Origin of the sequence: Thalassoglobus neptunius (genome assembly GCF_007859735.1) — a bacterium.
GTDB classification, from domain to species: domain Bacteria; phylum Planctomycetota; class Planctomycetia; order Planctomycetales; family Planctomycetaceae; genus Thalassoglobus; species Thalassoglobus neptunius.
Map to the genome: position 1 here is coordinate 1 of NZ_SIHI01000044.1, position 26,878 is coordinate 26,878.

Annotated in this window: 13 protein-coding genes; 4 read left to right on the top strand and 9 right to left on the bottom strand. The window is 52.8% G+C overall.

All coding sequences use genetic code 11. From position 1 onward, the window contains the following. Positions 1-173 precede the first annotated feature (173 nt). From KOR42_RS22605 to KOR42_RS22630, 6 genes are all read right to left on the bottom strand, one after another. Positions 174-785, bottom strand: a complete 612-nt coding sequence (locus KOR42_RS22605) for a hypothetical protein (RefSeq protein WP_146512108.1) — start codon at positions 783-785, stop codon at positions 174-176. Positions 786-1,181: 396 nt separating this feature from the next. Beyond that, on the bottom strand, positions 1,182-2,576 hold the full coding sequence (locus KOR42_RS22610; RefSeq protein WP_146512109.1) for a DUF1501 domain-containing protein: 1,395 nt from the start codon (positions 2,574-2,576) through the stop codon (positions 1,182-1,184). Between the two features lie 154 nt (positions 2,577-2,730). After that, positions 2,731-5,634 (bottom strand): DUF1553 domain-containing protein, encoded by a 2,904-nt coding sequence (locus KOR42_RS22615; RefSeq protein WP_146512110.1) that lies wholly within the window; start codon positions 5,632-5,634, stop codon positions 2,731-2,733. A gap of 305 nt (positions 5,635-5,939) precedes the next feature. Next, complete coding sequence (locus KOR42_RS22620; protein ID WP_146512111.1) at positions 5,940-7,394, bottom strand: arylsulfatase; 1,455 nt, start codon at positions 7,392-7,394, stop codon at positions 5,940-5,942. Positions 7,395-7,564: 170 nt separating this feature from the next. Next, positions 7,565-9,859 carry a DNA translocase FtsK gene (locus KOR42_RS22625; protein WP_146512112.1) on the bottom strand — a complete coding sequence of 765 codons (2,295 nt, stop codon included), beginning with the start codon at positions 9,857-9,859 and terminating at the stop codon, positions 7,565-7,567. A 310-nt stretch (positions 9,860-10,169) separates the two neighbouring features. Then, positions 10,170-14,270, bottom strand: a complete 4,101-nt coding sequence (locus KOR42_RS22630; RefSeq protein ID WP_197441474.1) for a proprotein convertase P-domain-containing protein — start codon at positions 14,268-14,270, stop codon at positions 10,170-10,172. A gap of 852 nt (positions 14,271-15,122) precedes the next feature. On the opposite strand from KOR42_RS22630, the gene KOR42_RS22635 reads away from it, so the two are divergent. Then, on the top strand, positions 15,123-17,603 hold the full coding sequence (locus KOR42_RS22635; protein WP_231741084.1) for a DUF1549 domain-containing protein: 2,481 nt from the start codon (positions 15,123-15,125) through the stop codon (positions 17,601-17,603). A 108-nt stretch (positions 17,604-17,711) separates the two neighbouring features. Here the strand turns inward: KOR42_RS22635 and KOR42_RS22640 are convergent, their stop codons facing one another. Beyond that, positions 17,712-19,973, bottom strand: a complete 2,262-nt coding sequence (locus KOR42_RS22640) for a glycoside hydrolase family 5 protein (RefSeq protein ID WP_146512114.1) — start codon at positions 19,971-19,973, stop codon at positions 17,712-17,714. A gap of 129 nt (positions 19,974-20,102) precedes the next feature. Continuing rightward, positions 20,103-21,230 (bottom strand): M20 family metallopeptidase, encoded by a 1,128-nt coding sequence (locus KOR42_RS22645; RefSeq protein ID WP_146512115.1) that lies wholly within the window; start codon positions 21,228-21,230, stop codon positions 20,103-20,105. 506 nt (positions 21,231-21,736) lie between these two features. Between KOR42_RS22645 and KOR42_RS22650 the strand changes: the two genes are divergently transcribed. Then, positions 21,737-23,314 (top strand): ABC transporter permease, encoded by a 1,578-nt coding sequence (locus tag KOR42_RS22650; protein ID WP_146512116.1) that lies wholly within the window; start codon positions 21,737-21,739, stop codon positions 23,312-23,314. A 92-nt stretch (positions 23,315-23,406) separates the two neighbouring features. On the opposite strand, the gene KOR42_RS22655 is transcribed toward KOR42_RS22650, so the two are convergent. Continuing rightward, positions 23,407-24,288 carry a purine-nucleoside phosphorylase gene (locus KOR42_RS22655; RefSeq protein ID WP_146512117.1) on the bottom strand — a complete coding sequence of 294 codons (882 nt, stop codon included), beginning with the start codon at positions 24,286-24,288 and terminating at the stop codon, positions 23,407-23,409. 221 nt (positions 24,289-24,509) lie between these two features. Here KOR42_RS22655 and KOR42_RS22660 point away from each other — a divergent pair, with 221 nt between their 5' ends. Next, positions 24,510-25,304, top strand: coding sequence for a hypothetical protein (locus KOR42_RS22660; RefSeq protein ID WP_146512118.1), 795 nt, complete (start codon positions 24,510-24,512; stop codon positions 25,302-25,304). Positions 25,305-25,356: 52 nt separating this feature from the next. Then, a complete protein-coding gene (locus tag KOR42_RS22665; RefSeq protein WP_146512119.1) occupies positions 25,357-26,070 on the top strand; it encodes a phosphatase PAP2 family protein in 714 nt (237 codons plus the stop codon). Positions 26,071-26,878: the final 808 nt, after the last annotated feature.

Sequence of the window (26,878 nt, forward strand, 5' to 3'; positions counted from 1 at the left end):
CAATCCACTCGACCCACTGCACTCGAGAATAACCCACACGCGACAAGACACCATCCCCCAGGAATTCCAAAACCAGAAACCCCAAAGAATACAACCCAAGTCAACATGCACTCCAAACGGCGCTTACGGAAAAACGGCGGCACTATTCGGCCCGCTCAGCGGACCCTACCTTGCTACTCACTTTGACCTTGCAGATAGTTTGGTAGCGTGATTCTCGACGACGAAGTATGATCAAACCACGCATCCCGGACGCTGTTGAGTTCGCTTACCATTTGCGATTCATCATCTTGAACGAACAAAGCATCAAGCAAAGCGGTTATACGTAGGTCGTCAACTCCCAGGGTGAGCGTGCCGAATCGGAACGAAGACTTGCCAAGCAATTCAGCGTGGGGCGAGTAATACACAATGAATTGCAATGCACGGTGGTCCTGCGACGCGGCGACTATTGGTACAACAGTACCATCTGGTCTGCGGATATCAACGAGCTTCACGTTGTCACCGTTGGTGTGAATGTAAAGCTTTCCGTCAATAACCACAAAAGTTTCCGCGTTCTTCTTTGCTCCTATTATGAGATCATCTCTGATATGCAATCCGGGAAGCTCAATAATGATGCATGAGTTTACTTCATCCAATCGAGATTGATTGGAAATCGTGGTGAAAGCACGAATGGGTACTTCCGCACTCACTTCCGAACAAATCGCTGAGTACAAGAAAAAAAGGCTTGTCGTAAACAGCAATGGAATTTTTTGACCTTCATTTTTTCGTTCCTTTCGGGCCCAATCCACCTGGAATATCTTTGTGGTCGATGCAATAACATGTCGCGGATTTCATGCGGCGTACCAACACAAAACTATTGGCAGGGTTTCCGTTTCCACCAATCGGAGGATTTTCGACATCTGGAGGTCGCGGGGTGGCCCGACCGCTTTTAGCGGTTGGGTCGCTTTGCGACAAGAAGCCTCACCCTCAGCGGTCGTTCCTCTTGAGTCCATCCGAATTCACTTGGGGGAAGTTCCCCTGGCGTGCCACCCATCGGCCACTATCTTGAACCGCATCGATTGGACTGAGTGGTGGAAAGTTGATATATCCACCTGATAGGTGTGCAACTAATTGTGTTCTCAAGCATGCACGAGCAATCGGTACGAAATGTGTGTCAAACTCTCCAATTGAGACTGCGAGCGAGATCAGGTGCTCTCAGCAATAATCTCATTGACAACTCTGCCGGCGACGTCGGTCAGGCGGAAGTCGCGCCCGGCAAAGCGATACGTTAATTGCTCGTGGTTGATTCCGAGTAAGTGAAGAATTGTTGCATGGAGGTCGTGCATGTGAACTCGGTCGATCGCTGCATGATAACCAAACTCGTCCGTTTCTCCGTGAGAGAACCCAGCTTTGACGCCGCCTCCAGCGAGCCAGGTACAGAATCCCTGCGGGTTATGATCTCGTCCGTTGCTTCCTTGAACGGTCGGTGTCCGTCCAAACTCGCCGCCCCAGACGACAAGGGTGTCTTCCAGCAGTCCACGGGCTTTTAAATCGGTCAGAAGTGCCGCGATCGGTTGATCCGTCGCGAGGGCATTTTTCGCATGTCCTGCTTTTAGCCCGCCGTGTTGATCCCAGACGTTTCCGGTGGAAAGCTCGACGTATCGAACTCCAGCTTCCAGTAAACGCCGTCCTAAAAGGCACTGCCGACCGAAGTTCTCGGTCTCTTTCTTGTCTGTTCCATAGAGTTCATGCGTCGCTTGGGATTCTTGCGACAAATCGAGTACTTGCGGAGCGACGCGTTGCATGCGACTCGCCAGATCGTACGACTCAATCATTCCCGTGATTCGAGGGTCGCGACCGATTCGATCAAGATGAGTTTGATTCAATGACTGAATGAGTTCGAGTCGCCGCCGTTGACGTGGGTCATCTTCACCTGACGAAGCATGCAGGTGCTCGATTGTGGCATCTCCCAGTTTTCCCTGTCGGCCGATCGTCGTCGCTTGATGTTCCGTTGGAAGAAATGCCGCCCCGTAATTGCGAGGGCCTCCATGACCGCTGCTTGGACCGATCGCAACAAACGCAGGGAGGTCGTGATTCTCTTTTCCGAGCCCGTAGGAAATCCATGCTCCCACAGATGGGCGGACGAGGTTGTCACTCCCGGTGTGCAGCATGGAAACAGCTTGCCCGTGTGACTGTCCTTTGCTGTGCATCGATTTGATCAGCGAGATCTCGTCAACTTTTTTTGCGAGATGAGGCAGAAGCTCAGAAACCCATTGTCCGGATTCTCCGTACTGTTGAAATTTCCATGGAGAAGCCATCAACGTTGTTTTGGCATCCAGATTTTCAGGAACATCGAAGGGAATTTGACCGCCGTCGCGTTTCTGCAGTTCGGGTTTGTAGTCGAACAGATCCACCTGGCTTGGGCCGCCATGCATAAAGAGAAAGATCACTCGCTTGGCAGTCGGACGATGATGCGGCCCCGGAGCTTGAAAGCTGCTGGCAGCTTCGAGTGTTCTTCCCTGAAGTCCAGCGAGAGAAACGCCAATGCTTCCGGCGGTCAGTTGCTGAAGATGATGACGACGGGTTATCTGTCGTGGCATGGAAGGCTTCCCCAGGGATTACAGGCAGGTCAACGAATTGCGGCGGGTTGGCTGATGATGTTCTGAATCAAAATTTGATGGACTCTGTTTCGACGTTTTCGGTGCGGCTTCATCGAATTCAAATCGACTCACAAGTGCAATGTTCCTTGAAGGTCTAATCGAGCATCCGGAATGTCGACGATGCGATGATGGCATGAGCGAGGTCAGCCCAATCTTCGGCGTTCGGTTGCAGTTCAGGTTCGGTCGTGGAATTGGTCTCGGAATCTGTTTCGTCATCGGATGGCTGCTCGAAAGACGAAACGAACTGAATGGCGACTTCCGCCTCTTGGCTTGTCGCCGGTCGCCCGAGAATTCGACGATACAGAGTTTGAACTTTTTCTTCACTGTTCAACTCGGTCAGGTCGGCGATCTGTTGTCCAATGATTTGCGATCGATCTGCGATCATCGGCGAATTCATCATCCATAGCGATTGCGTGGGGACAGTCGTTTCAGCACGGCGACCGGTGACGAAATCCGGGTCCGCAAAGTCAAAGACTCTCATTAGTGAAGAGAGTTCATTTCGGATCACCGGTTGATAAATCGCGCGAGTGTTTGACGAGGCGAGTTGGACTTTTGCATCGTTCGGATTGTTCTGAGAGACGAGAGTTCCCAATGCTGCCACTGGAGATTCTGTCTGCGAGTCATCGAGGCTTCCGGTCGCTTGCAGCATGGTGTCCCGGATCTGTTCGGCAGAGAGAGGCTTCCGATTCATCCGCCGGAGAAGTCGGTTTTCCGGGTCGACCTTCCAGCGTGAGTCATCATGTTCACTCGTCTGTTGATATGTGCGACTTAAGACGATTTCCCGAATGAGCCATTTCGTCGACCAGTTATGCTGAATGAATTCGACAGCGAGTTGATCGAGAAGGTCAGGGTGAGAAGGTCGTTCCCCGAGGTGTCCGAAGTTGTCGACGCTGCGAACGAGACCATGTCCAATGAGATGCTGCCAGACGCGATTGACATAGACGCGGGCGGTCAACGGGTTTTGCGGGTCGGCCAGCCATTCTGCCAGACTGAGTCGACCACTTTGGCCCGCTGGAATCTCCGGAGCAGAATTGTAAGTCGCCACGGTGAGAAATCCGCGAGGCACTTTTCTGCCGAGGTTTCTCGGCTCACCGCGGATGCAAATCGAATAGTCTCCTTGATCTTCTGCTTCACGGACCGCAAGAGCGACAGGAGCCGGGGGAGGAGCATCGTCTTTCACTCGTTTGAGGCGGGCTTTTAACTGATCTACGTGCTTTCGCTGCGCCTCGATTTTGGCGAGGTTTTCATCGACAGCTTGTGTGTTGTCCTCAGTGAGTTCGTTCACATTGACGACTTGCAGCGCGTCGACAATGACGTACCCGTTTGTTCCTGTGTTCGAGATGGTCACAACGAACGGCTGGTCGGTACGAATCGGGAACCGTCCCAAGGGCTGAAGCATCGTCAACAATTTGGCCCGTTTGGTTTGGTCGACGGAGATCGTGGTTGATCCGTCAGCATGATCGATGACAACCGGAACATTGCTGGCGCGGCCTCCTGATCCGGGAAAGGCGAGACGCACTTCATACTCTCCATCCTCCGGGACATTGACCTCAAAGATGACTTTCTTGCTTCCAAGATCCTGCTTGTCATCGTGAATATAGCCTTTGCCGATGAAGTGCTTGGAATACGTTGATGACTTCCAGTTTCCGATCAGCTTCGCTTCTGAGTCATCTTTCAAAATGCCTTGTTCGAGAATCGCCGAGCGAGTCGACGAGTCTTCAAGCTGCGTCAGTTTGGCCTCCGCCGCTTTGATTTCTTTTTCGAGTTGTTGAACTCTCGCGTTGTATTCAGCGAGCGATTGTTCGTGCTCTTCGGTCATCGGGAGAGGTTGGCGCGTCCAGTTGGAAACGTACTTCTGAATCTCTCCATCGAGAGTCTGCGTGCTGCGAAGAATGCCAGCGAGAGCGTAATAGTCGGAGGTCGGAATCGGATCGAATTTGTGATCGTGACAGCGGGCGCACCCCACCGTCATTCCGAGAAAGACTTTCCCGATCGAGTTGATCTGTTCATCGACCACATCCATCCGCAGCTTCTCTTTGTCGCGTTCGCTGAGCATTTTGGTTCCGACCATCAGGAAGCCGGTTGCGATCAGATTTCGAGAGGTCTCTTCCATGTTATTCGCATCGAGAAAATCTCCTGCGATTTGTTCTCGCACAAATTCATCGAAGGGACGGTCCTCATGGAAGGTGTCGATGACGTAGTTTCGGTAGCGCCATGCATTGTGAAATGTTGCGTTGAAATCAGCTCCGTTGGAGTCAGCATAACGCGCGACGTCGAGCCAGTGGCGGGCCCAATGTTCTGCGTATTGTTGAGATGCCAGCAGACGATCAACAAATCTCTCGACGGAATTCTGACCGGTCTCTTCTTCGAGAGCTTCAAGATCGTCGAGCGAGGGAGGCAGCCCTGTCAGATCGTAAGCAATGCGACGAATGAGGCTCGACCGCTCGGCGTCGGGCATCGGTTGAAGGTCATTCGCTTCCAACTTGCTGAGAACGAACGAGTCGATCCAGCTTCTCGGCCATTCCGCATCCTGAACCGTCGGGACCACATGCGATTCTGGCGGTTGAAACGCCCAGAACTGCCGGGCTGTTTCGAAGTCGATTTCCTCTGATCCGACACTTCCCTTGACCGGATCTGTTCGTGGATCAGGAGCCCCCATGCTGACCCACTTTTCGAAGTCCTTGATGACGTCTTCCGGGAGCTTACCCGACGGCGGCATCTCGTAAGTTTCGTATCTCAATGCTTCGATCAGCACACTCTCGTCGGGTTGGCCCGCCACGAGAGAAGGTCCCGAATCGCCTCCATTCAACAGGCCAGCTGCTGAGTCGACGAGCAGTCCGCCTTTCACCGATTTGGATTCGACCGAGTGACACTCGTAGCAATGTTTGACCAGAACGGGACGGATTTTCTGCTCAAAGAACTCAGTCCCGGCAGTGTCAGCAAAAGCTGGGAAGGAGAACAGGAGGGGAATACAAGTCCAGAATAACGATCGGCACACTTGGCGGGTCCGCTTCTTGGGAAGGATGCATCAACAGAAAATGATATCTTCTTGCGGAGTCAAATGAAAACCCCGGTACTCATCTCGCTGTCTGTTCCGAAACACTCTCGTCGACAGACAGACTGAAAATCGTCACATGTGTCGAGATGCGTTTCATCGAAACACGTCGTGAAACTTACTTCGAAGCAGCTTCGACATCGTGAAAAGTCATTGAAATGGGACTGATTCGCATTCGATTCGAATATCACGCGGGCACACGTGGCATTCAGCGAGAGGAACAGACTCGCAAGGTTTTCTTAAGTGATTTAATTCTGTGGAAGAGAACTCTTCGAAGAGTCCGTCTGCGGGCGTGTGCGGGAGGATTCAACATCATCGGACCAGTCTTGCAACTGTTGCAGCAGTCGCTTGGTGAGTTCGGGTTCACTCGCAGAGAGATCGTTGGACTCAAAGGGATCCTTCTCGAGGTTGAACAATTCGGCCGGTTCCGAAGAATCTCGTTTCGGGACGTTGCGAGTGACGAAAGGGCGGACGAGCTTCCAGTTGCCTTCGCGAATTGATGCGTTGTGTGAATACCTTGGCTTCGTTCGATTCCACTGCCAGAACATCGGGCTGTTGCGCTCTGCGCGTGTCTCACTTGTCAGGCTCGATGCAAAGCTGACACCATCCAGTCGATTGGTCGGTGTGTCATCGAGGTGGCAAACTTCAATCAGGGTGGGAAGCACATCGGTGAAATGAACAGGGCGGTCAATGACGTGAGGTGCGAAGGTTTTCTCCCAGTTGACCATCAAGGGAACGTGAATCCCGCCCTCGCTAACCATGTACTTCGTCCCTCGCAAATTCAGATTGAATCGTTCCGCAATAACCGGATCGGGACCATTGTCACTCGCGAATAGTATGAGCGTTTGGTCGCGAATTCCAAGGGTGTCGAGTTGATCCAGAAGCCGACCGATCCCGTCATCGAGGACTTCGATCATGGCGTAAACGGTCGCTGTTTGCTGATCGAATCCCTTCTTAGTGAAGTACTCGATTTTCTCCTCAGGGGCTCCGAGCGGACGATGCGGAGCGTAGTGAGCGAGGTGGAGAAAGAACGGTCGCTCGGCGTTTCGAGTGACAAAGTCGATCGCTCGGTCCGTGAAATCGTCGGTCAAATATCGGTCTTCGAAATGCTCTGTCTCGTTCTGAATTTGCAGCTTGTAATTGAAGTAATCGGAGACATACAGGTGTCCGGAGAACCCTTCGAAGACATCGAAACCGCGGTTAAGAGGATGGTATTCGGAACCGAGCCCCAAGTGCCATTTTCCGATCAGAGCTGTCCGGTAACCACTTTGGCGAAAGACGTCTGCCATCGTTGTTTCATCGAGTCGGAGTCGAGTCAGTTCCGGGTATTTGACCATGTTCAGCGTCACAACTCCCGTCCGGTGAGGGTATCGACCGGTTAAGAGAGCCGCTCTCGCTGAAGCACAGACAGGAGATCCGGAGTAAGCCTGTGAGAACCAGACACTCTCTTCCTTGAGTCGGTCAAGATTCGGAGTTTTGGTGCGATTCTCATTGAGGCAAGAGAGGTCCCCAAGGGCCATGTCGTCCGCGAGAATTAGAATAACATTGGGACGAGACTGAACCGCAGAGGATGCGTTCAGTTCTTCCGAGTAAGCCTCGACAGTGAAGAGTACTAACCCAATGAAAACTGCACTGATCGAGTTCAGACAACTGCGGAATGTCGACTTCCAATCAGTTGCCGAACTCGTTGGAAAGTCACGCAATGAAACGCTCCGTTTGATCACCTGAATGGTTTCTCTATCCGCAGCCGGACCGGTTGTTTCGAAGCAAGCTGCGCTTGTTTCAGTGATTCACTGTTGCAGAGATCAATTCAAGCGAAGCTGACCGGTCGCATCGGACATTGTGCATAGTTTGGTGCACAGAGCGTTCAGTTTCAATAAGCCATTTCCATTTGCTGTTGGCGTTCTTCCCACTCTTCGTAGCTGCAAATCACTTCGCGGCATTTGGAACCGTTGTAGTCGCCGACAATCCCATCCTCGGCCATGTGATCGATCATTCTCGCAGCTCGGCCGTATCCAACTCCCATCGCTCGTTGCAGAAGCGAAACGCTTCCTCGACCTTCACGCAGGACGATCTGAACCGCCTGTGAATAGAGATCATCCCGTTCGGTCGAGACTCCGCCACTCGTTGCTCCCGAGGAACTTGCTGCTTTCGTTGCTTGAGCGATTTCCGGTGAGTAACGCGGTTCGTAGTCGCTGTAGAAATCGATGATGGAGTTGACTTCGTCGTCACTGACATACGTTCCCTGAGCACGAGTCAGATTGCTCGTTCCGGGCGCGAGATACAACATATCTCCGTTCCCGAGAAGTTTGTCGGCGCCCATCTCATCGAGAACGACGCGACTGTCAGTTCGGGAGGCAACCTGGAACGAAATTCGAGCCGGCAAGTTTGATTTGATCAAACCGGTGATGACGTCAACTGTCGGTTTCTGAGTCGCGAGAACAAGGTGAATTCCGACAGCACGCGACTTCTGTGCAAGTCGAATGATGTGCGATTCCACTTCCTTGCCGTTGGTCATCATGAGGTCGGCCATTTCGTCGGCAATGATCACGATGTACGGCATCCGCTCGGGAACCTGCTCCGCTTCTTCGTCGTCTTCAGTGATCCCCATGCGATCAAGAACGGTTTCCCTTCCGAGTTTGTTGTAGCTGTCGAGATGACGGACGCCGACACGGGCCAGCATGTCGTAGCGTTCTTCCATCTTGTCAACCGCCCAGGCCAAAACCGCCTCAGCCTTTTTCATGTCGGTAATGACAGGATTCATAAGGTGAGGAATTTTTGTGTACGGGCTGAGTTCGACCATTTTCGGATCGATCATCAGCATTCGAACATCTTCCGGTGATCGGGTCATCAGAATCGAAGTGATCAGCGTGTTGAGGCACACACTTTTTCCGGTTCCTGTTCGACCAGCGATCAACAGGTGAGGCGTTTTCGTCATGTCGACGACAAGTGGGCGGCCACTCACGTCTTTCCCGAGGAAGATCGGGACGGCCATCTTTTCCGCCTGTTCAGAACAGGCTTCGGCGAGTTCTTTCAGTCGAACGGTGACTTGTTTTTCATTGGGAACTTCCACGCCGACGGTGTTCTTTCCAGGAATCGGAGAGACCACACGCACAGCGGGAACACGCAGCGCGACAGCCAGGTCGTCCGCAAGATTCACAACCTTCGAGATTCTCAGCCCCGCTTCGAGTTCGAGTTCGAACTGCGTCACCACAGGTCCCGTATCAATCTCTGAGACTTTCACGTTGAGACCAAACTCATCGAAAGTTCGTTCGAGAACCGCTGCTGCTTCCTGAGCCTTCTTGGCGAGAAGCTCAAAGGGAAACTCTTCAGCTTCTTCGAGAATGTCGAGAGAAGGAAGTTCGACATGCTGAAGCGATTCCGAAGTCTTCGGACGGAAGATCTTTCCGAGTCCGCTATTGTTTCGCGATGCCACGGTGATTGGAGGATTGACTTTGAACTCTGTCGGCACGCGGTGTTCGACTTCCGACTCCTGTTCCGCTTCTTCCTCGTGTTGAGTTTCGTCGACTGAGGCTGTCTCGGTTTCTTCTTCAGCTGCTCGTTCGAGCAGGGCTTTCTGACGTTCGCCCCGACGTTTGTAGAACTGCGTCACCATCCATGTCAGAGGGCGAACCAGAGCTTTCAGCACGCGGAGCGTCAGCCGAAAGAGAATCGTTTCCGTCGCCAGCAGGAGTCCGACAGAGAATATCGTCCCGATAATGATGATCGAGCCGACAATCGAAAACCGGTCGGTCAGGAGGACTTTCCCCCAGGCTCCAAGATAGCCGCCGCTTCCGATGAGGGGAGCCGCTGGCAAGCGAGGAACTGCGAGTTGCAATAGCAGACACAACGAGATCAACATCGCCACAACTCCGATCAGTCGAATGAACGGCTCGGCAATCTGCTTGCGAGAGAAGAGCCCGATGTCCAGGCAGAACACTCCCAGGAGAAGGAACCACGCTCCCAATCCAAACGTGTTCACCAGCGCGTGAGAGAGGACAGCCCCGGTCGGCCCGCACAGGTTGGTTGCCTGTGATCGCGCAGGGTAGACGAGATTCGACGGAGGATCCGCCGGATCATAGCTGTACAGGGCCAATCCGATGAACAAAGTGACAGCGAATAGCCCCAGCGCCAGCAGGTCAGTTTTTAGGCGATGGTAATCGATCATAATGAACAGGCATCGCAGAGAGTGCTGTCTGCGATTCTTTCCCAATTGGGAAGTCGTGTTCTGGCGAACTCCGGTCCGCGAGGCTGAAATCGATCACAGCTTTGCGCAATTCAACGACCAACTGCGATGGAATCCAACGTCAAATGTTACACCGCGGTGTTGAGCGTGAGGCGAAAAGTCACCAAGAGCGTGTATTTCTTACAACATTTGGAATCGGTTGTTCGGGTCGTAGCGAAAAGGACAGCTTCAACGAAAAAAGCCCGAAGGTTTCCCCTCGGGCTTCGATCAATATTCAAGAGTTGAATGCTACTCAGACTGACATCGAATCAAACTGCGAGAACCAGTCTTCGTCGAGATTGGCTGTTCCGGTGCGGCCGAATTGCTTCAACGCGAGCGGACTCATATTCGACACTTCTTCGACCGTCGGCATGATGACGTAATCAGGAATGAAGACAATCCCGAAACCGTGATCATGATCTTCATCTTCGTGATCGTGGTCCTCGTCATCGTGCAGGGACTTCGATTCAGAACCGGTGCCTGTTCCATTCTCGGATGTCGATGACGTCAGCGACCCCGGCAGCGTGTAGAAGTCGGCTGCAGCCATGTCGACTTCATATCCCATGTCCGCCAACGAAGCGACGGTGACTGAACTGATGGGGTTGGCGACTCCCGAGTTGAGATATCCCGTCATTAACTCGGTTCCGAATACCGACTCTCTCCAGTGGGCGTCGCGAGTTCCGGATCCTCCAGCGTTTTCCACAGGAACATCTTGCGGACCGGTTCCGAGCAGGTTGCCGTAAGCGATGCGAGCTTGAGTTCCTGTGAAGATCGGATCTGACGATCCAAGACCAGAAACAAGTCCCATCCCGGACCACATCGTTCCAATTCCGAGGACGTGACCCATTTCATGGATAATGACATCGACGAGTCGTCCCTGAGCTTCCAGCCAAACGAGATCGGCCGAGTCAAATCTCATGACTCCATAAGAAGGGATGAGAGACCCTCCACGGACTTCGCGTGGGCCAGCGGAGCCGAGAATCCCGCCGCGTCCATCGATTTCGGGTGCGCTGGCATCGATGACGATGTCGTCCACAATTCCGATGCTGGTATACGCATCTGGAAGGTCTCCGATAATGATCTCGGACCAGCGGGCCGCTGCTTCAGCGAAAATTGCCTGCTGCGAAGCGGTGAGATTGCTGTCGGTAAAGCGGACAACGATTTCGAACTCAGAGACAGGCGGCGGAACATACGTGACGGTCGAAGTAGCCTGGATGGACTGATTGTTCCCTGAGGCATTGTTTTGATCAAGGTACGTTGCTGTCAGCGAGATGACGTTCTGGAAATTGAGCGTCCCGTTCTCACTGTTCGCTGCTAGATTGTTTGAGCCGATGGTCCCGGTAAAGACTCCATTGCCCGATGACGACAAGTTCAGATACTCAAGATCGCTTCCAGCGTTCAGCTGAACCTGAACGGAACTCAATCCGGTTAAATCGATATCCTGGAGCGTTACCGTGACGACATCACCGGCTTCATATTCCGATTGATTGAGGCTGATTTGCCCCGTGTGAGATCGGACATTCGCATAAGTAAGGCGAGTTTGCTGTCCCCCAGTTGAGTCAAGTTCGTCGACATAGCTGGCGGTGATCGTCTCGTCCGCGACAACAGAAAGTGTTCCGTCGTGATTCGACGTGGTGTGCGCCGTCGTCCCAATCGTACGGGTGAAGAGACCGCCACCCTGAGCGTTCAACGTGAGCGATTCGGAGTCCAGCGACGTTGACAGGTGAACCGTTGCCTGCGACTGACCAGCAAGATCCGGATCGTTAAGAGTGACTGTTAATACGCCGCCGACATTTAAGAGTGTGGGAGAAAGCGACAGCGTTCCATTTGTTCCAGTCGGCGGTGGTGGAACGTTGATTGTGGCAGTCCGGGATACGGTGAGCGGTTGCCCGGTGGATGAAACAGGATCGAGGTATGAGGCTGTGATGGTTTCTCCAGAGTCAACGCTGAACACTGAGTCATTGGTGCTTGATGTTGAGTCGCTGGAAACAATTGAACCGCGGAACAGTCCTCGTGAAATTTCCTGCAGCGTCACGGTTTCTGTATCACTTATCGAAGTGAGTGAGACATTGAGGCTGCCGAGTCCGGACAGGTCGATGTCGTTAACGGTGATCGTGAGAAGGTCACCCGCATCGTAGCTTGTTTGATCGAAGCTGAGAGTCGCGGTCGTTTGTGCGAAAGCCTTGGTGCTGGTGAGGTTCGTCGACTGTCCGTTCTCATCGAAGGTGTCGACGTACGTCGCAGTGACGGTTTCTCCCGCAGTGACGGACAGAATTCCATTCGCAGAAATTGCGGCGATTGCTGAAGTGGCGAGTTGCCCAGAGAATTGACCATTCCCGATGGCACTCAACACAACTGTTTCCAGGTCATTGGCTGAGTTGACCTGCACAGCAAGAGTCGCGGCGTCCGCCAGATCGGGATCAGTGACGTTGATCGTCAACGCATCCCCGACTTGAACCACTCCGGCCGCGAACTGAATCGTCCCTGTTTCCCCAGTCGGCGGCGGAGGAGTCCCGTCGTCGGTGGTGATGTCGAGCGTCCACTCGTTGAGTTGTCCCCCGCGTCCGGGTTGATGATCGACAATTTCCAGAATCCATGTTCCGTTCGGATCGGCTCCGTTGAGAACTTCAAGAAGGTCTTTGGGTTGGAATGATCCGGTAAATGGTGCGTTGGCACCCTGAATCGATTCCGACGCCTGATCGTCGAGGATTGTGTCAGTGAAGTCGGGAAGCCAGAGTCCGGTTCTCTCGAAGAGTGTGATTCGAGTTCCATCCGGAGCGATCAGAGTTCCCGAAAGATGTCCGGCTGATTCGTGCGTGATCTCAACACCGACGTTGATATCTGTGATGAGCCCGTTGAGACCGGCGACGTCGATTTCCGAAGTGATGGTGGAGGCGACATCGGAGCGAATCAGGAAATTCTCTTTGTTGTAGAAGACGCCGTTTTCATCCTGTCCGCTGGGAGAAATGTCCTCTGCGGTGATGGTGATCGACCAGTTATCCAGCGACCCTCCGCGACCAGCTTGTCGGTCGATAACCTGGAACGTCCACGTTCCATTGGGATCAATTCCATCGAGCGCAGCGAGTTCCTTCATCGGCCGGAAAGTCCCGGTGAACGGCGCTCCAGCATCCTCGATGGCGGTCTCCGCAGCGTCGTCGAGAACAGTGCCATGGAAGTTGGGGAGCCAAAGGCCGATTCGATCGAAGAGCTTGACCGTCGATCCATCGGGCGCGATGAGAACACCGGTGAGATGTCCGGTCGACTCGTGAGTGATGTCGAAGGCAATCTGCAGGTCCGTGACAATTCCGTCGACCCCGCTGACTTCGATTGAAGTGGACACGGTGTTTGCGCTGTCGGCCGAGATCGCTACCGATGTGTTATTCGATCCGGTCGTCACCGTTTCCCCGGTGGGTGGAGGAGGTGGAGGGGTTCCATCGTCGTCGGTGGTGATGTCGAGCGTCCACTCGTTGAGTTGTCCCCCGCGTCCGGGTTGATGATCGACAATTTCCAGAATCCATGTTCCGTTCGGATCGGCTCCGTTGAGAACTTCAAGAAGGTCTTTGGGTTGGAATGATCCGGTAAATGGTGCGTTGGCACCCTGAATCGATTCCGACGCCTGATCGTCGAGGATTGTGTCAGTGAAGTCGGGAAGCCAGAGTCCGGTTCTCTCGAAGAGTGTGATTCGAGTTCCATCCGGAGCGATCAGAGTTCCCGAAAGATGTCCGGCTGATTCGTGCGTGATCTCAACACCGACGTTGATATCTGTGATGAGCCCGTTGAGACCGGCGACGTCGATTTCCGAAGTGATGGTGGAGGCGACATCGGAGCGAATCAGGAAATTCTCTTTGTTGTAGAAGACGCCGTTTTCATCCTGTCCGCTGGGAGAAATGTCCTCTGCGGTGATGGTGATCGACCAGTTATCCAGCGACCCTCCGCGACCAGCTTGTCGGTCGATAACCTGGAACGTCCACGTTCCATTGGGATCAATTCCATCGAGCGCAGCGAGTTCCTTCATCGGCCGGAAAGTCCCGGTGAACGGCGCTCCAGCATCCTCGATGGCGGTCTCCGCAGCGTCGTCGAGAACAGTGCCATGGAAGTTGGGGAGCCAAAGGCCGATTCGATCGAAGAGCTTGACCGTCGATCCATCGGGCGCGATGAGAACACCGGTGAGATGTCCGGTCGACTCGTGAGTGATGTCGAAGGCAATCTGCAGGTCCGTGACAATTCCGTCGACCCCGCTGACTTCGATTGAAGTGGACACGGTATTCGCGATGTCGGCCGAGATTGCCACCGAAGTGTCGTTTGAGAATTGGACGATTGTCGGATCGACCAGTGACGCGGTCGAACTGAGCATTGTCCGAGGCTCAAGCCATTCAATCGCTGGAACTGACGAAAGAACGTGGCGACGTGAGCGCAGTTTAGGTCTGTTCATGTATGGCGATTTGATTTTGAGATGGGATCAGGTGATGTGTTGATATCTCGAACCGTGAGCCCAAAACCGCCCTGCATAACTCTCTTCAACGCTTCCACGAGACGAGAATGGCGTCCACTAAATCAGCAACTTCCACGGAAGTCAACCTGTAAAGATGGGAACTCCAAGAAAGTTGATCGAATTGTGTGATCAGAATCGATTGTGAGGATGGAATGCCTCATTCTGCAGCGGAGGGCGACCGATTTTGAGCGGGAGAAGATGCAATTCGCAGCACGCCATGATCAATGCGAAACTTGAGCTTGTCTTACGAAATCGATTTCGCCTGACGTGTGCCAGTCAATTTCGCATTCCACATTTCGAGTGCAAAAGATTTCGACAGGTTTTCCGTCGATCAATCGGAAATCGTTCTTTTGATCGCCTGCGTTGACGTTGAATATGGAGCATTCGTTGGGGAAGCGATCGAATTTCGAAGAGGTATTCGCTGTGTCCTGTACGTTTCCAAAGCATCGCTGTGAAGCTGAAGATTGAAGTCAACGTGCTTCTGGATCACAGATATTGTGAAGGATTTCTTCAGATTGTGGACTTCTTGGCAATCAGAACGGAGTTTTCGGATGGAATCGCTCGCGAAATCAGGCACAGTTGAAATTATCCCAAGTTGCCTTCTCTGACGAGTTCCGTAAGAATTGGTTTTCAGAGTTTCATCTTGGTAACAGATCTCAATTTCGGTTTGACCGAAATCCCACCTTCGTCTTCCGACGGCTTTAGAGTCTTCCCATGAAACAACTAGCTTTCTTCCTCGCTTCTCTAGCAGCCCTGATGCCGGGGGGCACGTCAGCTGATGAGACCGGAGTCGACTTCTATCTTGAGAAAGTCGAGCCGATTTTCGCCGAACACTGCTTTCAATGTCACGGTAATGGCAAAGCAAAAGGGGGACTCAATCTCTATACCCGCGAGAATGTTCTTGCTGGTGGCGAGAGTGGAGCAGGGGTTGATCTGGAGTCTCCAGAATTCAGCATGATCCTCGATGCGGTCAACTACGAGAGTTACGAGATGCCGCCTTCAGGGAAACTGCCTGAAGAATCGATTGCCATCATCCGCAAGTGGATTGAAATGAAAGCTCCGATGCCGGAGCGCACGGATGTGATCGCGGTTGAAGAAGAACACGGCATTCCTGTCGTGAATGAGGAAACCCGAAATCACTGGTCGTTCCGACCTTTGGATTCGGTGGAAGTTCCTAAAGTCGCTTCCGAGTTTGTTCAGACTCCGATCGATGCTTTCGTTGTCCAGAAGCTGCATGACTCCGGACTGCAACCCAATCCAGAGGCAAGCCGTGAGTCGCTCGTTCGCCGGCTCTATTACACGTTAGTTGGTTTGCCTCCCACGCCCGAGCAAGTGGATCAGTTCGTCAACAATGATTCACCGGACGCTTTCGAAGACCTCGTCGATGAATTGCTCGACTCTCCGCATTTCGGAGAACACTGGGCCCGGTACTGGCTTGATCTGGTTCGATATGCCGAAACCAACAGCTTCGAACGAGACAACCCCAAGCCATTTGTCTGGAAGTACCGTGACTATGTCATTCGAGCTTTCAACGACGATAAGCCGTACGACGAATTCGTTCGAGAGCAACTCGCTGGAGATGAACTTGATCAAACGACGGCCGACTCGATCATCGCAACCGGCTACTATCGTTTGGGGCAGTGGGACGATGAGCCAGCCGATCCCAAGCTGGCGATGTACGATGAGCTGGATGACATCATCGCGACGACTTCACAGGGATTTCTCGGGCTGACGATGAACTGTGCCCGTTGCCACGATCACAAACTCGATCCGATTCCTCAGGCAGACTACTACCGGATGGTTGCTTTCTTCCGGAATGTCAAACGCTATGGGATTCGCTCCGAAGAGTCCGTTTACGAGCGGTCCGTTCGAAGCATTGCGACTCCCGAAGAACAAGCGATGTTTGAAGCGGAATCGGCGGCTTATCATCAACAAGTCAATGATCTGCGAGCAGAGCTTGATGAAGTCGAAGAGCGAATTCGTGCGAGCCTTCAGGGGGGCGAGAAAGATGACTTTCAGGCCGATTCCGTTCGCTTGCGAATCGTCAAAAAATATGTCGGGAAGTATCTGACACAAGAAGAGTTCGACGACTATGCCCGCAAACGCAAAGAGTGGACTCAGCTGAAAAATCATCCGCCGCAAATTGCTGATCAGGCGCTCGCGGTGACCGAATACGGAATGGACGCCCCGGCGACGTATATTCTGATTCGAGGAAATGCGTCTTCTGAAGGTGATGTCGTTGAACCCGGATTTCCGACCGTTCTGACGGACGATCCGCCAGTGATTTCGCCACCAGCACATGGTCAGAGCAGTGGACGTCGTCGTGCTCTCGCCGAGTGGATTACAGATCCTGAAAACGGGCTGCCACTGAGAGTGATTGTGAATCGCATCTGGCAGTGGAGTTTCGGTCGGGGGCTTGTGCAGTCTCCCAATGACTTTGGATTGACCGGAGTCGCTCCAACGCATCCTGAACTCCTGGAGTGGCTGGCGGTGCAGTTTCGCGAGGACGGTCAGAGCCTGAAATCGCTGATCAAACAAATGGTGATGTCTTCGACCTGGAGAATGTCTTCAGCGCCTCAAGAGCAGGGACTCGAAATTGATCCGACGAATCAGCCGTACTGGCGATTTGATATGCGACGACTCCGGGCGGAAGAAATTCGCGATTCGATTCTCGCAGCGAACGGAACCTTAAACCTCAATGACATGTTCGGCCCGAGCATCTATCCGCTCATTCCGGAAGAAGTGCTGGCTGGACAGTCTCGTCCCGGTCAGGGATGGAATGATTCAAGCGAAGAAGAACGCCGCCGGAGAAGCATTTACATTCATCTCAAACGCTCATTGACGGTTCCGTTGATGGCTTCGTTTGATGTTGCGGACACCGACTTCACTTGCCCGGTCCGATTCGCAACGACGCAGCCAACACAGGCGCTCGGAATGCTGAACAGCGATTTCCTCAACACGCAAGCAGGAATCTTTGCGGAGGACATCGTCGCTGAGGCAGGCGATAACCTAAGTGATCAGGTTCAATTGGCGCTTCAACGAGTTCTGCAACGAGATCCAACGCAATCGGAAATTGATCGCGGCACCGATCTGATCAATGACTTGCAGTCCGAATACGGTCAGGATCAATCGACCGCTCTGAAGAACTTCTGTCTGCTGGCATTGAATCTGAACGAGTTCATGTACCTCGACTGATCTCGATTCTTAGAGAAATCGTTGAATGATCAAACGGCGGAGCGTGCTGATTGGCGCGCTCCGCCGTTTCGTTTCTTTCCACTGAGACGACTGGTTTGTTGCGGACAGTCAGTCGTTCGTCGTTACGATGGCATAGATCGTATTCTTCGGAAGAGTTACTCGACCGTTGCTGACGTCCATGGTCTCGACGAGATATCCAGCAATGTCAAGAACCTGAACCGATCTCAACTTCGGATTGTTGATTGTGACAGTGACCTCGGTGTTGGCAATCCGAAACGGTGGGTGTCCGATTCGAACGATCTGTTCTCCCTCGATCTCCGGGCTGTCTTCCTTGTTTCCCAATCGAAACGTCGCGGGACGCGTCTCATAGCCGGTCAATCGATTGACGGTGACGACTTGAATCAAGAGTTTCTTTGAGTCTTGGATGGGCTGATCATCAAGGCTCACGATGTTGATGGTGGCGTACTCGTTTTCACTTTCGATTGTGACGTCAGACAGTTCAAACGTCCCACCGTTCCGCTTTAAAAATCCTGTGACACCCTGCGCTTTCGGAGCGTCCATGGTGCAAATTTCGCGGCGGTAGTCCCACTTCAATTCTCCAGTGGCGCTGGTGATTGTTCCCGACTGAGGATCGAAGAATGAAGAAAGATCGGGTCGGTCTTGCGGGCTGTGTTCCTCGGACGTTGTTGTTTGGACTGGCCCAATCAAAAAGGCAGCCCGATTCACTTCGTCGCCGTCAGGAGTCCAGTCAGGACTGAGGTCAGGCAGGTTCCGTTGATCTCCGTAGGCTTCGTTATCTGTGATCCGTGGAATTTGACGGTCGAAAATCTCTTCGAAGGTTCGGCTGTCGACGAGAATCGGCGCGGCCTGCTTTAGATCGCCACGACGATAGAGGAGTGCATTCGCCGGGAATCCCGCCATCATCGCCGGGTAGCAATGGTTCCACTTGTGTGTCGACATCTGGTCGCCAGTCCGCCAGAACGGCTTGAGAGGGTCTCTCTCGTATTCCGGTGTTTGACATGAAAACCAGGCGACACCATCGAGCCCCGTCAGGCCTTGATAGGCAGCGACCAGAAACGGCCCCTCGCTTTGGTATCGATTGGGATTCTTCCAGGCTGTCTCTGTGACAATGAAAGGATGTCCCTGATGCTGGCGAAAGTTGGTACACATTTCGAATGGCTTAGAGAGAACCGACTCATTGACGAGATAGTCGCCGGGGTCGATTCGATAGCCGTCGTTGGGGCCCTGATGCTGAAAGTCGGACCCGACGTACTCGTTCTCGGCATCGATCTCGAGAGCGTGATAAGAAAACCGCTCCAATGCCTTCAGCTTTTCGTCATTGGCTGTTCGCCAGTTTGTGGCATTGAGAAGTTGCTGGCAGCCAAGTTCGTCGCGGATGTATTTGCCCATCTTGCGATAGAAGTCGTATTGAAACCTGGCGAGAAACTCAGCAGTGTCACGTTGCCGTTTCGCGAATGCTCCATCGACGTCAGTGGTCAGATCGTAAATCTTCAAGCAGGCAATTTGTCCGTTCTGCGGGTCATCCAGTGGATCGTTGCCTTTCCAGCCATCTCCCCAAGCGTCCCAGGCTGCTGAAGTCGATCCATACCGTTCAGCGAGAAAACTGGAAAAGTGGTCCGAAAGCATTGCTCGATGATGATCGGGAAGTCGCTGCATGGTCCAGAAAAGGAGAGAATCTTCGTTGTGAATCTGGAGGATGGCGACCGTCGGGTCATCTTTGATTGCCAGCCCGGTGTACGGATTGACACGCGTGTAGAGTGTTCGCGTCCACTGCTTGTAAGCCGCTTGCAGCGTCGGGTCGATAAACAACAAACCTTCCATATCGACCTCACCGCCTGGCAGATTCCAACTGGCGGGGGCGTCAAAGTGGGCATAGAACGGTGATAGCAGGACGTAAATTCCGTTCTTCTTTGCGGACTGAATAAAGCGGAAAACTCCGTCGATCAGTTCTTCGTCGACGTTTGTGATCTTCGATCCGGGCGATCGATCGCAGACCGTGACATGGAGGCGAACCATATTCACGCCCAGTTTGGCAAGCCAGCGTGCGTGTCGATCCATCTGTTCCGGCGGAAAGCGATAGGCATCTGTGCCGACAATCCAGAATCGGGCGGGTGTGCCATCCCCAAGAACGAAATCGTTCTTGTCTGGTGAGAGTCGGACGAATCCGCTCTGTCCCGATTCCGCTTCGTTGAGATCTCGCAGATCAAGTCGTGCGATATCGGTGAGTGGATCAGTTTGTTCAGGGAGCGGCCATGAGTTCGATTCGTCGAGGACAGGTTCCCAGGCGAATACGTGGAGCGGGAAGAGAATCGCGATCACGAGAAACGTTTGAGCAATACGTCGCATCATGAGGCTTCCTGATTTCAACAAGTGAAGGGAGTGGAGAGAAATCGTTCATCAGAGTCGGCTGTACTCTCTTGAACTCGTCTCTTTTGTTGTTGGTTGCGTGTGCGAACTGTCTCGAACGACAAGCCCGATTCAAGAGCACCAGTTGTCAATCATCTGGGAGTACGTTTGTGTGCCCTGTTCAAGGTCGTCAAGCGTGATCCATTCATCATGAGTGTGCGCCCGAGCAATGCTGCTGGGTCCGAACACGACGGCCTGTTTGATGTCACCGAACCAGGCACCATCTGTCCCGTAGGAAACGGTCTTGGGTTTCTTCTCCGGGGAAAACTTCAGGCACTCTTGAACGAATGGCGATTCGGGATCGATATCGAACGGAGGCGCTTGAAAGGCAATTTCCATCTTGAGCTTGTGTCGTTCGCATGTGTCGCGGATGCGGTCGATGATCGGAGTGGCGTCGATCCCCGGCATTTGTCGAAAGTAAATGGTGCAGACACTTTGAGGGGGCGTGATGTTCACAGCATGAGTGTGATCGTTGATTCCGAGGTTCATCGTCATTGTGGGGGGAGAGAACGCCGGATTTCTCCAGGCTGTGTCCGTTTCCATCTCGTTGTTGAGTTGCCACACTTCCGAGAGAAACGGAATCATTTTCCAGTTCGCGTTCTCTCCTTCTTTCGTGCTGGAGTGAGCCGCGATACCTGAGGCTGTCACTTTGATCAGACAACCTCCTTTGTGGGCATGCACCACTTCGAAGCACGTCGGTTCCCCGATAATCGCTCGAGTCTGGCCCTGGACCATTTCTTGATAGAGTTCGGAGTGCTGAACGACCTGCTGGGCTCCGAGCATTCCGACTTCTTCGTCAGCGGTGCAGCAAAAATAAACCGGTGCAGAGAGCGTTCGGTTTTGAAACTGTTCCATTGCCGAAAGGAAACAAGCGACAGATCCTTTCATGTCCGTGCTTCCGCGTCCGTAGAGTCGTCCCTGTTTGACAGTGGGAGAGAACGGCCCATGCTCCTCGATCACCCAGTCGTCGGCAGGGACAACGTCCGAGTGACCGAAATACGCAAGCCCTCCGGTCCCGGAGCCAAGTTTGCCGAGCACGTTCGATTTCGCGACTCCTCGGCGGTCTGTGTAGTCGACCCGCTCAATGGCAACGTTCAGTGATTGCAGCCAATCCTCGATCTGGTTCGTGACCTCAACGTTGGAGGTCGAACTCACTGATGGAAACTTGATCAACTCGCTGGCGTACTCAAGTGAATTCATAAGAGTCTCTTACTCAAATTAAGGCGATCGTCCGATTCTCTGTGTTTGAGAGTGTCTGGTCTACCGACTCGTCTGCGGGAATCAAGCATTCTCTTGAAACACGACCATCCCGATTTCGAATCAGCTTTGCAGTCCGGTGCGCACGTCTCGTGTTGTGGAGGAGATTCGCCATGATCGTTTGTGAGAGTCGGTTCAGGCAAGGTAAAGACTGCCCCAAACCGGTCTTTGGAACAATGATCATCTGGGAAGCCAACTGGTTCAGGTGTTTCCTGAGCATTCCCCGGAATGGCGTCGTCGATAATTCACGGGACACGTACAAACAGAAATCTTGATCTGTGGATCGTTCTGTTTCGTTCAGGAACGGAGATGTGACAGTTCTGGCGAGTGTGCGGTGAATCGCGACTTCCCTTGTGGTTTGCCAAACCGGAGATCTAAAGTGCCGTGATTCGCGGCGATTGTGTTATTGTTCCACGTTATTACGAGTTTAGAATGGGCTGGATTCACTGGTGCGAAAGATAACCGCTTTAGCGACACGTGCGATGAGAGTCGACGCGCGGAGCCTCACGCCGCATCTGATGCGCATGGGGCTGGCATTCTTTATTTTGATGCAGTTGGTCTCTGCGGGAGTGGCGTTCAGCTCACAGGCACCAGGGAAGACGTTCTTTCAGTCGATCATCTACACCAACGCCATCTTTGCGTCATTTGTCGTTACGTTGCTCTTCGCGAACTCCATTACGGAAGAGAAAGAAGAACGAACACTTCCTCTGCTTCAAATTGCAGACGTGCCTGCACTCTCAATTTTACTTGGAAAATTTGCTCCCAGGATGATTTCGATCCTTCTGATTCTCGTTGTGCAACTTCCGTATTCGCTCCTCGCGGTCACGTTGGGCGGAGTGACTCTTCATCAGGTTCTGGCGAGCTATCTGGCTGTCGCAGCGTATGTCGTGCTGATCGGAAACGTCTCACTCTGGTGTTCGGTGATTTTTCGAACCACCGCGAATGCGGCGGGGCTGGCCGGGATTCTCGTGCTACTCTATCACGCACTTCCGGCTCTTGCGCACGCGATTTTGATCTACTTGCAAAATGATTCGGTATTCGGGCCCGTTGCTGTGACAGGTCTGAAATGGATGAATACCTTCTGGCAGACCAACGTCTTCGTTCAACTCAGCCAAATCCTTGCAGCTGGCGGTCGTGAGCCGTATTTCAGTCTGCAATTCGCTTCCAATATGGTGATTGGTTGTCTGTTCTTCGGGCTGTCGTGGATGGTCTTCGACTGGTTCAATCGAGAAATCGAAGCTGCTCCGGTCGCACGCAGGGCAACACGTCGCAAAGCAGGTTCCGCTCGTCGTTCGCGAGTCTGGAGCCACGCACTCGTTTGGAAAGACTTCAGATTTGTCGCGGGTGGACGACGTTCGATTGCGTACCGGATGATCGCTTACAGCTTATTGGCGTTCATTGTAACTGGCACGCATTCCGGCTGGAATCTGCGGCGAATCGATCTGGAAGAAAGCGCGAGTATTGTCGCTGCGTTATTGTTCTTCGGATTTATCCCCATGGAAGTGGCACTCCTTGTTGGGGCCACATTCCACCGTGAGGTGAAGGACAAGACGATCGCCAATCTGATGATGCTTCCGAAATCGACTGCGACGATTGCCTATTCCAAATTGGCAGGGGCGTTCATTGGGGTGATTCCGTCGCTGTTTTTTCTTCTCCTGTCACTCGCCTTCGCTCCCGAGATTGTCAATGAAATTTTGAAAGAGATCGGACGGTCTGAAAACTTCTTGCTCGGCGGGATCATCATTGCAAATGTCGTTGCACATTTGCTTCTGTACTATCACCTCGTCGCATACATCTCGCTGTCGTTCAACGGATGGTGGGCGCTCTTTATCGCCTATCTTGTTCAGTATTTCGGGTGCATTGTTCCCGTATCCCTGGTTGGGATTTTCGTTGGAGCATTCAATATTCGTGTTCCGGATGGGGTCGAATATCTCATCGGGATACTCGCAGCTGCGGTCGTGTTCGTGCTGGTTGTGCTTCTTCACCTGTTAATCGGCAGGGCACTGGAAAAGATAGCTGCTGCCTGATGTTGTATTTGAAGATCAGCCATGCAGTGAACGCCGCAATCAACGAGAACACTTCCGATGAGAGATGAGAACTCGTCGTTTTTAATGCGTTCTCACGCGTCCTGCTGCATCAGAAAGTCTGTCACGAGATTCTGGAATCGTGGAAGAGTTGATTGTGCCACCTGAACCACGTGGTCACCGTCGGCAACTTCTCCAGCGTCGGGGAGGCACAAATTCGTGATCGCAGCGACGGCAACGGTCTTCATACCGCATCGACTTGCATGGGCGACTTCGGGAACAGTGGACATTCCGATCGCGTCGCCAATTCGGCGAAAGAATCGAAGCTCCGCACGCGTTTCGTAATTCGGTCCCGGCACAGCGATGTAGGTTCCCTCGTGAAGAGGGAAGTTGTGCTTTCTGGCAATACGCTGCAAGCAATCAGCCACGCGAATATCGTCATCGAGAGACTTCGCGCGGAGGAGGGGATCACCGTCGCCAAAATGAGTCAGTCGCGACTGCAGAAAGTTGACATGATCGCGAATGAGCATCAGGTCGCCGACTTGAAAGTGAGGCGACAGCCCTCCAGCAGCACAGGATAAAAAGACTCTTTCGACACCGAGGCAGCTCAACACCTGCATCGGGTAGGTAATTGTCGAAACATGATGGCCCTCATAGAAGTGCGGGCGACCTTGCAGGACAATCACCTCACAGCTTCCGACGCGACCAACGATGAACCGTCCGGCATGTCCGGTCGCTGTCGTCTTCTCGAATCCTTCGAGCTCTTCAAATTCGAAAATGCACTCGATGTCGAGGGAGTCCGTGAAGCCTCCGAAACCGGTTCCAAGGACGATCGCGACTTTCGGAAGCGTTGATGACAACCGAGCCCGGATTTGCTGACACGCAAAATCGGCAAGGTGCGACAGTGGGTGGCCAGGATCAGGCTTGAGCACAGAAATGCGGGCTTCCGAAATGAGATGGAGAAGTATTGAACGCATCGATCGAGCTTCGTGACGAGAACGCGCGAGACCGAACTTGATTGAAGTGATGTCACAAAGCTCATCTGATGGGGCGAAGAATAGTCGATCAGAAGTCGATTCCCTATGCTTCGCTTTACGGAATCCGTGAGAAGAGGTCAATTACCAGTTTGTCCCGTTGGTTTTCATTAAGCCAGCGTTCCTGCAAGCCACAAATTGTGCAACGCCAAGGATCTGTTTGGATGCAAAGCTTCGTCCGTTCAGTTGATTCGTTGAAGTTCCCTCGGTGGTTCGCTGCGGGGCTCGTCCTCTGTTTCGCAGCATGGGGAACCATTGCTCACGCTCAGTCGACGCCTGACTTCGAGGCAGAGAAGTGGGAAGATCGTGTCTCGCAGCTGTCTGAGGCAATCATCGCTTCGCCGAAGAATGAACAGCTTTATTCGGCGAGAGGGGATGCTCACTTTTTTCTCGGACAGTTCAAAGAGGCTCTCGTCGACTATGACAAGATTGTGGAACTGGTTCCCGAACGAGATTCGTCTCACTGGCGTCGGGGGATCGCCTTGTACTACACATCTCAATTCGACAAGGCGACTTCGCAATTCCAAAGATACCATTCCTTCGATCAGGTCGATCGTGAGAATGGCATCTGGCGTTACCTCTCCCAATTGAAGCACTCCGGAAACAAGGTCGCCCAGGCAGAGTTGCTCAAGTATGAAAAAGATGATCGGGAACCGTTCGGAGACATTTACCGTTTGTATTCCGGGGAAATCACGAAAAAGGAACTCCTCGACCGAATCGCAAACGCCAAAGTCGACGATGACGAGCAGAGCAAACGCTTGTTCTATGCCTCACTTTACATCGGATTGCATGAAGACGCGCAAGGGCGTCCTGGCCAAGCCAAACCGTATCTTCAACAGGCAGCTTTGTCCGACTGGGGGCGAACTGCAGGCTACGGCCCAAATTTCATGTGGCATGTCGCACGCTTACATCTTCAGAAACTGAGTCAGCGTGAATCGAGCCAGAGATCGCCCGATTGATTAATTCTCGAATCGCGTGAATTGTTATTTCGCAGGCAAGGAAGTGAACGAAATGATTGACAGCAGTGGCGGCGAATTGCCGGATCAGCAGGAAGGATTCGTCGACCCGGGGAAGTGGGTGTTGCCCCTCGTTAGTATGACGCTGGGGCTGATATCAATGTTTTGGTTCGATAAAATCGCGGGTGTCTATTTTCTCACCGACGATTGGCTCGATGAGTTTCACGAACTTGTGGACGCGGCCGAACACTTTGGGACACCATACGGGCAGTTGATCGGATTGTTCTGCCTGACATCCGCTCTCCACTGGAAAGAGTGGCGGATCGTCCGTTTCTTTCTCGCCGCATCCTGTGCCGGGATTGCTGCGAATATCGTGAAACTGTTCATTGCACGTGCGCGACCGAACTCGTTCGACTTCGAGACTCTGCGAATTTGGGAATCCTTTGGTCAGTGGCTTCCCTTCGCTGAAGGTGGATCAGCGTGGCAAAGCTTTCCGTCGGCTCACACTGCCTCGGCTTTTGGATTCGCTGCAGTCCTGTCGTCTGCTTACCTGCACGGCAAGCCAATGTTCGTGTTTATGGCGATCTTGACCGGCTTCCACCGGATCTCCGTTTCGGCTCACTTTCCCAGCGACGTCTTCTTTGGCGCCGCGATCGGATGGCTCATCGGGTGCTCGTTCGTCGGAAACAATTGGCTATCGAGGAAATTCGACCGTTTAGAACAACGGCGACCGGACTGGCTCCGAGAAATGGACCGCCTGAGAAAATAACCCGGCACTAACAATGTGTGTTTATCTGTTCGTGCGTTCAGGTGTGCTGGTCACGGAGCGATCGGTTCCGCCTGCGGACGGCTGGTCTTCGCTAAACAGCATCAGCTGGCCCATCCAACCTGCAACTCATCAGTGGTTCCATCGAAAAGGCGTTCCACTGAGCGAGGTGCGAAAGTCTTTCCGACGGATTGGAAGTTCAGGCAACCTGGGAAGACTTCGATGCTGTGAGCGGGAGTCGAAACGCACTTTCCAATTTTTTGCTCCAAGGTCCTTGACCCTCTCATCGGTCCCGCTATTATTCATCTTGGTGGTGGCGAACGAGGCAATCAACCTTCTTCGTTCAACGGCCCTTGCAAGCGGATCATGACAAGTGTGGTCTCCACACTTTTTCTCATACGCCCTTTTCTTTCACTGGCTTTTATGTCGTGGATTGTTGAAGGGTAAGTCCGTTAGCGTAGTCTTCTTCACGAGACGTTTTTTAAGATCTGTCTTGTTTGAAAAAGTCTGCTCTAGCAAGTTGACTCCTCGGCAACTGTTGGTATTGTTCCCGCAGCAAGCGAATGAGTCGAGTCGGCTTCACAAGTCCTGTGTTGTTATGGTTTTGTGTTGCTGTCTCTTTTGAAAGTGTTGCCGTAAGTTGAGGGTGATTTCAGCTGTTGCGGCAAGCCAGTTGTGAAGCAGTTGGTAAAGATCTTTGGCAATTTGGTTGGTGGACGTCTTGTGATTTAACGTTTTGCGTTAAAGAGCTTGGGTTCAGTGTTCTTGATTTCTCGATGATCGAGAAGTGCCTGCAAAGGTGCTTTTGGAG

Excerpts from the sequence above, each read along its gene's own strand:
- KOR42_RS22610 (WP_146512109.1), bottom strand. The coding sequence starts at position 2,576 with ATGCCACGACAGATAACCCGTCGTCATCATCTTCAGCAACTGACCGCC.
- KOR42_RS22625 (WP_146512112.1), bottom strand. The coding sequence starts at position 9,859 with ATGATCGATTACCATCGCCTAAAAACTGACCTGCTGGCGCTGGGGCTA.
- KOR42_RS22630 (WP_197441474.1), bottom strand. The coding sequence starts at position 14,270 with ATGCTCAGTTCGACCGCGTCACTGGTCGATCCGACAATCGTCCAATTC.
- KOR42_RS22635 (WP_231741084.1), top strand. The coding sequence starts at position 15,123 with ATGAAACAACTAGCTTTCTTCCTCGCTTCTCTAGCAGCCCTGATGCCG.
- KOR42_RS22640 (WP_146512114.1), bottom strand. The coding sequence starts at position 19,973 with ATGATGCGACGTATTGCTCAAACGTTTCTCGTGATCGCGATTCTCTTC.
- KOR42_RS22645 (WP_146512115.1), bottom strand. The coding sequence starts at position 21,230 with ATGAATTCACTTGAGTACGCCAGCGAGTTGATCAAGTTTCCATCAGTG.
- KOR42_RS22655 (WP_146512117.1), bottom strand. The coding sequence starts at position 24,288 with ATGCGTTCAATACTTCTCCATCTCATTTCGGAAGCCCGCATTTCTGTG.
- KOR42_RS22660 (WP_146512118.1), top strand. The coding sequence starts at position 24,510 with ATGCAAAGCTTCGTCCGTTCAGTTGATTCGTTGAAGTTCCCTCGGTGG.
- KOR42_RS22665 (WP_146512119.1), top strand. The coding sequence starts at position 25,357 with ATGATTGACAGCAGTGGCGGCGAATTGCCGGATCAGCAGGAAGGATTC.